Annotated in this window: 7 protein-coding genes; 3 read left to right on the top strand and 4 right to left on the bottom strand. The window is 36.0% G+C overall.

The window, feature by feature from the left end; genetic code table 11:
• Window positions 1–379: 379 nt before the first annotated feature.
• The 4 genes from ACOVO2_RS05040 to ACOVO2_RS05025 all read right to left on the bottom strand — a co-directional run bounded on the left by ACOVO2_RS05040 (window position 380) and on the right by ACOVO2_RS05025 (window position 3,999).
• Complete coding sequence (locus ACOVO2_RS05040) at window positions 380–1,129, bottom strand: hypothetical protein (RefSeq protein ID WP_421768913.1); 750 nt, start codon at window positions 1,127–1,129, stop codon at window positions 380–382.
• A 148-nt stretch (window positions 1,130–1,277) separates the two neighbouring features.
• Window positions 1,278–1,787 (bottom strand): hypothetical protein, encoded by a 510-nt coding sequence (locus ACOVO2_RS05035; protein WP_421768912.1) that lies wholly within the window; start codon window positions 1,785–1,787, stop codon window positions 1,278–1,280.
• A gap of 117 nt (window positions 1,788–1,904) precedes the next feature.
• Complete coding sequence (locus ACOVO2_RS05030) at window positions 1,905–3,404, bottom strand: hypothetical protein (protein WP_421768911.1); 1,500 nt, start codon at window positions 3,402–3,404, stop codon at window positions 1,905–1,907.
• Complete coding sequence (locus ACOVO2_RS05025) at window positions 3,394–3,999, bottom strand: RNA polymerase sigma factor (RefSeq protein ID WP_421768910.1); 606 nt, start codon at window positions 3,997–3,999, stop codon at window positions 3,394–3,396. Before ACOVO2_RS05025 ends, ACOVO2_RS05030 begins: the two co-directional genes overlap by 11 nt.
• A gap of 152 nt (window positions 4,000–4,151) precedes the next feature.
• Here ACOVO2_RS05025 and ACOVO2_RS05020 point away from each other — a divergent pair, with 152 nt between their 5' ends.
• The 3 genes from ACOVO2_RS05020 to ACOVO2_RS05010 all read left to right on the top strand — a co-directional run bounded on the left by ACOVO2_RS05020 (window position 4,152) and on the right by ACOVO2_RS05010 (window position 6,766).
• Window positions 4,152–4,856 (top strand): hypothetical protein, encoded by a 705-nt coding sequence (locus tag ACOVO2_RS05020; protein ID WP_421768909.1) that lies wholly within the window; start codon window positions 4,152–4,154, stop codon window positions 4,854–4,856.
• A gap of 153 nt (window positions 4,857–5,009) precedes the next feature.
• Complete coding sequence (locus tag ACOVO2_RS05015) at window positions 5,010–5,297, top strand: hypothetical protein (protein ID WP_421768908.1); 288 nt, start codon at window positions 5,010–5,012, stop codon at window positions 5,295–5,297.
• 95 nt (window positions 5,298–5,392) lie between these two features.
• Window positions 5,393–6,766: a protein-disulfide reductase DsbD family protein gene (locus tag ACOVO2_RS05010; RefSeq protein ID WP_421768907.1), complete on the top strand. Its 1,374-nt coding sequence runs from the start codon at window positions 5,393–5,395 to the stop codon at window positions 6,764–6,766.
• Window positions 6,767–7,037: the final 271 nt, after the last annotated feature.

The raw sequence follows: 7,037 nt of genomic DNA, 5'->3' as shown, positions 1-7,037 counted from the left end.
CTTTCCCGCTACTAAATCCACACAACTTTTATCTTTAATATTTTATTTCTATATACATTACAAAATTTGTTTGCAAAAAGTTGCATCAAACTTCGATTTTTTTTGCATTTTTATTTATGCCTCAAAGATAAAACAAAAATATATGTTGATACAAGTATTTTTTCATATTTTTCTCTTTGATGACACAAACTTATAAAGAATCTTATGCAAATGCAACAAAAAAAAATAAATTTTATTGTACGAAACTATAAAAATATTTTTTTTATTGAGCGGTATCAGAAAAAAGGATAAGCTTCACACCTCTTCTGAAACAAAATTAGAATTTTATTTGATGATTCCTAAGCATTGAGCGTTTTATTTTTCTGTGTATCAATCTATTTTAGTTGATAATATTTATGGGTTTTTTATTTTTGAAAAGCCACTTATATAAGTCAGTCAAAAGTTCTAATTGTACGCTTGCTCCTAAGCTATAATAAAGCCCATTGTAATTTTCTGGAATATTTCTTTGATGCAGTGCATATCGATACCCTCCTTGAACGGCCAAACCTCCCCAGCGGGTAGCTTTCCAGCCTATATAAACACCTGCCTGAATCGGAACAAAATAATCTTTTCGTTTCCAAATCCTAATCTCGTCCAAAATCCCTACGTTTTCGTTTTTTGAAGCACCAATTCCGACTTCAACTGGTACACTCACTCTCCATCGTTTATTGTTAACAAAGTTTTTCCAGTACATTAAACTGAAAAAATATAGATCAGTTTTGGTGTAATAGTCAAGATTTACTCGTTTAGCTGCTGTTTTTCGTAAGTCGAGTAGGCGTAAGTACGAATTGAAGTTGAGCCAATAGTAGCCCAGGGTTATCTGATTTCGTTTTCTACCTAAAATAATTCCGGTATTTACCCCCCAAATATTTACACGTTGTTCTTTAATGATTGAGCTGCGGGCATCCCAGTTGATGGCATAACTAAGCCGTGGTCGTAGACTATCTGGATGATTTAAGACTACTGTATCGGTGTTTATAGTTTGAGAGTAAAGTTTGGAATAAAGTAATAACAATAATATGCATAGAAATCTGCCAAACACGTTGATTTCTTTAAATCTGAAAGCTATTATATAGTTTATTTTCTTCACAAATGACTCGTTAGACTTAGTTTTAAACGCAATTATTTACGGTATATTATTCTATTTGGTCTCGACAAGGATTAAAAAAATATTAAATCATAAAAAAAGCCCCATATTTTTAAATAAGGGCTTTGATCAACATGAAATTTCAAAGGAATTATTTTTTCTTACCCTTTTGTGCTTTGGCTTTCACCTCTTGATAAGCCTTGAATTGCTCAGGTGTGAAGATTTTTTCGAGTTCTTTATCTTTCTTCGCTTCCAGTGCTTCCATTTTTTCTTTGGCATTGGCTATTTGGGCTGGGGTTGGTTGCGTGCTTCCAAATTCCCTCTTGATAAGCTCGTATAGGTCTTTACGTTGGTAAGCATAATCTTCGTTGAGCGATGAAACCAATATTTCTTGCTCTTCGTTCAACTTAAATTTCTTTACCATAATTCGGGTTTCTTCTTTTGCTACTTCGTCGGGGTCGGGTGGTGGTTTTGGTTTTCCATTATCAAAGCTTGGGTTATTGAAGGCACTGTTATTGCCTCGCCCGAAACCTCCACCTCCGAAGCCACCGCCATAATATTGAGCATAGCTACTCAAGATACAACTCATAACGAGGATTGTTGAAAGTGCTATTTTTCTTGCATGTTTCATCATCATATTTGTCATTAATTTTAAGGTCATCTGATAGCTCAAATTTAATACATTCTCGTGATTTTATGGAGTTTACACCTATTTTTTACATTAAAAAAGCCCAAATTAGCAAACTAATCGGGCTTTGGGTAGGTAAGTTACATTGTTTTATCGGCTCAGTCGGTAGAATCCGTTGAGTTTTATTCCCAATTGCCAGTTTTCTTGCTGGTATGAAATTGGTTTTATTTGGGTGATAAAATATGGACTTAACTGAATAGAATACTTTTGCCAACGCTTTTCGATACCTGTCGAAAAAAGCAAATTATTGAAAATTGGAGCGTTACCTCGAATGCTAAATCGGTTATGGTAGTCGTCTCGGAATGAACTTTGATGATTATAAGACACAAACTGACGGCTGTAAACATCAAGATTGCTACCAGTGGTAAACAAAACCGTAAAATTTTTGGCCAAAGGTAGGCGGTAGTTGAGATAAAAAGGAACTTTCAAAAGTGCCTGATTGATATGAATATCGTTGATTTGGCTATTATCTCTGATGCGTGACTCGTATTCTTTTCTGAAATCTTTTTTGGTATCTCTTCTAAATTCTTCTTCATCATCAAAGTCTTCGTCGTCTAAAAATGTTGCGAAGCCAATTCCCGTAGTGATACTCCATCGTTTGCTTATCAAAATATCGGTCAGAACATTGAAACCACCGTATTCGTGGGCCATTTCTACTCCAAAACCAACTCTGTATTTTAGATTTGGCAGAGCTACAGTTGGAAATTTGAATGATTTCTTCTCTTGAATTTTGATGGCTGATTTTGGTAGTGTAAAATTCCTATTTGTTAGGTCAAAAGCCGCTTTATTTTCATTAAAATTGTAGCTCCGATGAGATAAATAGGCATCGTTAAAGCTCAAACTTTCAATTTCTTTAGCCACCGACTCAGGTGTTGAAATTGGTAATGCTAAATTGACAGAATTGGCTGAAGTTTGTTCAGGTATTTCAAAATTTGATTTTATAATATTTGTATTTTTCTGAGATGCCGTACTTTCATTTACTGCTTCAGTATTATATTTTGTCGCTACATTTCGTCTTGTGTCTTTTCTCTCTAATGCATCAGCTTCTCTGACTTTAGCATCGTTTTTATCTGTATTATTTTTGCTTAAATTTCTTGTAAGTTGTTCTTTATCAGTTGGTTTAATACTGTTTTTGGCATCTTTTCTTGCTTCATTCACAAACTTTTGAGCAGGGTTCAGAATAGTATTTTTTGAGATTGTCTCTTCCGATAATTCACTTTCGTTGTTTGCTGGTATCTGCATATATTTTGTAACAAAAACAGTATCTGTTTTTTCGACTATAATCTCTTTCGGAGTAATAGTCGTAGCTGTGGAGTCAGCTTTTGCATGCTCCAATTGGGTAGTCAGAACTGATATTTGATTTAGTAAAGATTTATTCTCATAGGTTTTATAAACGGTTGTTGTTAGTAATGTGACGATGATTAAAGCTCCGACCGAGTAAGTAAAAACATGGCCAAAACGCTGCCAAAAACTCAGAGGTATGTGCTGGCCGACATAGCTCTGAATTCGGTCGATTTCTTGCTCGTTGAAAGGTGGATGAAAGTTCTCAACTTTACGTCTGAACTCTTCATCAAATTTGTCAGTTTTCATTGAATTTATTTTTTCGAACTGCGTAAATATCAAATAAATGCGGATAATGCACTCTTATCATTTCTTGTAATTTTATGCGGGCATCTTGTAGGTTCGATTTTGAAGTTCCTTCTTGAATACCCAATTTTTCGGCAATTTCCTTGTGTTTATAGCCTTCAACCACATAAAGCATAAAAACCATGCGATACATCGGCGAAAGTTTTCTGACAAGCCCCATGATTTCTTCGGTTGATAATTGGCTAATTATATCATCATCAAAATCAGGTACTTCTACTTCATCAATGGCAATGTGTAGTTGGTATTTTTTATTGCTTCGGTAATAGTCGATGGCAGTATTTACCATTATCGTCCTGACCCATGCTTTGAATGGCTGTGAAACATCGTATTTGGGTAGGTTGGTAAATATTTTCAGAAAGCCATCGTTGATGATTTCTTCGAGTTCTTGGTCGTTACTCGAATATCGTGAGCAGACGCTCTTGGAATACCCCAAAAAGAGTTTGATGAGCGTTCGTTGGGCCTGACCGTTATTGTCAATACAAGCCTTAATTACGCTGTCGAGGTTATCTTCCGAAAATGTCTTCTTCTTAAAAAACAAGTTTATACGATTTAGTTTAGGTGTCTGACTCTTATTACGATTGTATGGCGAAAAGGGTGGGGTAAAATAAAAAAAATCTCTCCCCACCTTTTTTTGTGGGTCTGCGTAATGGAGAATGAAACCAAATTATTAATACAAAATAAATGAATTTTATGAGAAAGTATGGAAAAATGATGATTTTGTGTGTGGCTTTAGGCTTAGGCTGGTCTGGAAGTTTGATGGCTCAAGATTCTACGAAATCAGAGATGAAAACCATTTTTGGGACAAAAAAAGCAAAGTTAAAAGTAAATTATCTGGGTCTTTATCTTGCACCAGAGTATCAGTACGGGCAGTTGGGAAGCGGAACTACCTCATTGAGTGGTGCAGCGTTGATGTTACAGTTCAATAAAAAGTTTGCTATCGGAGCAACGGGTTTTGGTAGTTTTCGTAATCGAAATAATACCGACCAAAACGCACAATTTGGTGGCTTGAAAATGGAATATACCGTGAAGCCTGATGCGGCAGTACACGTTTCGTTTCCGTTAGTGGTTGGCATTGGTGGTAATGGGTTTGATTTTGATGATGATGACCGAGGCGGCAAAGGTCGTGACCGCGACTTTGATGATATCTTTGATAACGATGGGCGTCATAATATGAGCCGAATCATTCAACCGGGTATAAATGTGGAAGCTAATTTATCTCGTTATGCTAAATTTTATGTTGGAGCAAATTATCGTTTTGCTTTTAATAATCATTCAACAAATACTACTGATTTAAGTGGTTTTGCGGCAAATGCTGGCCTAAAACTCGGTATTTTTGATTATAACTTGAAGAAAAAGGCTAAGAAAACCAATAACCCTGAAGAGAATAAGATTTAATTATTTTTAAATTTTTTATGAAGATGCAACCAATTTAAAGTACGTCTTCGTCCTTGTGTTATATTCCAAAAATTGTTTTAGTTGGGGCCTCAACTATTTTTCCTAAACCTTGTTTTGGACTAACTTTTCAATCATTAAAACCATTCAAAACAGATGAAAAAAGTAGTTGTATTAGCATTTTTTGCTCTTGGGAGCGTATATTTTATTGCTTGTAATAGAGACACAATAAGTCCGGATTCTATGTCGGTTGATGAAGTTTCGGCCGCTACAACTGATTCTACTAAAAAGCGTAAACCAAAAGGTGATTCATTGCATAAACGCCACGGAGATTCTTTGAAACATGGGGGTAAAGATAGCCTACATGTAAAAATGCCAAAAGATTCTTTGAAGGTAAAACCCGATTCGCTTGGGCATAAGCCTAAAAAGAAAAAAGGGAAATGATTTTATTATAATTTATTTAGAATTCTGAGCTAAACTCAGAATTCTTTTGATTTGTATAGAGATAGTACATTCACTGAGTTTATATCACATTTTTCATGCACGAACAACAATCATTGCTCGGTTTTCTTTCCGTGGCATTTTTGGCAGGAGTAGCCAATCTTTTCATGCCTTGTATCTACCCGATTATGCCGATGACGGTTAGTTATTTTACTAAACAGACCGATGGCTCACGCAAAGCCATGTTTTATGGTTTTTCAATCATGTTTGTTTTTGCTCTGATTGGCTTCGTGACAATGGCTTTTGGAGCTCCTTTCCTCAATTTTATAAGTACTCACTGGTTGCCGAATCTTATTTTCTTTGTTATTTTTATTGTTTTTGGAATATCGCTTTTGGGTGCTTTCGAGATTGTGTTGCCGCACCAATTCGTCAATCGCATTGATGGAATGTCGGAAAGTGGTGGTTGGTTGGGTATTTTCTTTATGGCCCTTACTTTGGTGGTAGTTTCGTTTTCGTGTACCGCTCCGTTTGTGGGGTCGTTATTGATTTTGGCTGCACAGGGCGAAGTCTGGCGACCTTTATGGGGAATGTTGGCATTTGGATTGCCTTTCGGATTAGTTTTTACGCTCTTGGCAATGTTTCCACAATGGCTCAAAAGTATGCCAAAATCGGGTGGTTGGATGAACGAAATGAAGGCAGTCATGGGTTTTGCCGAATTTGCTCTGGCACTAAAATTCTTGAGCAACATCGACCAAGCTTATCATTTTGATTTACTTCATCGCAATACTTTCTTGATTTTTTGGATTATCATTTTCGGCCTCATTGCATTTTATATTGCCGGTTTTATCAGATTGCCGAAAGATAATCAAGTAAAGACTTATCATTGGTCGAGAGTAGTTTTTAGTGCTTTATTTTTCATCTTTACGTTTTATCTGATTCCCGGTGTGGTGCAAGATAAACCGCTCGAATTACTTTCTGGTATTTTGCCGCCACAAGATAATAAATCTGAGTTAGCAGGAGTGCCATCTGAAAAACTTCGGCCGATGCCACATGGTTTATCTGGGTTTGTCGATTATGATGATGCTTTGGCTTATGCCAAGGAAGTAAACAAGCCACTTTTACTCGATTTTACGGGTTATGCTTGTGCAAATTGCCGTAAAATGGAAGAAAATGTTTGGGTAAAGCCCGAAGTTTTAGAGCGGCTCAAAAAAGATTACGTAATAGCCTCGCTTTACGTTGATGATAAAAAAGAGTTACCCAAAGAAAAACATTATACTTCAACCTACGATGATGAACTAAAAACAACCGTAGGTGATAAAAACATGGATTTGGAGATTACGAGGTTCAACAACAATGCCCAACCATATTATGCAGTAGTTGATGCTAGTGGCAAAACAGTAGTTAATCCGATAGGGTATTCGAGCGTTGAAGACTTCGTGAAATTTTTAGAAGAAGGTAAAAAGAAATGGTAATTTCAATCAACCTTTTTTCAATTGGCTTCGTCTTTGAATTAAAGTAGTTTTAAAGAAATAAAATTTATACCCCACTCATTTGCGAGCGGACACGTATTACAATATTATCAACCGTTATTTATTAAAATAGAGAAATCATGACACGTTACGAGTTTTTGAAATCAGCAGGTTTTAGTGGGGCAGCCTTAATGGCTCTTCTTACTTCATGTGTAAGAGAAGACGATAAGTATGTAAATGCTTTGACGATTTCGCCAGATGGCACAGCTACTGG

Source organism: Emticicia sp. (assembly GCF_049241225.1).
Taxonomy (GTDB): domain Bacteria; phylum Bacteroidota; class Bacteroidia; order Cytophagales; family Spirosomataceae; genus Emticicia.
Note: the sequence above shows the minus strand (reverse complement) of the source record. Positions and strands in the feature narration are given on the sequence as shown.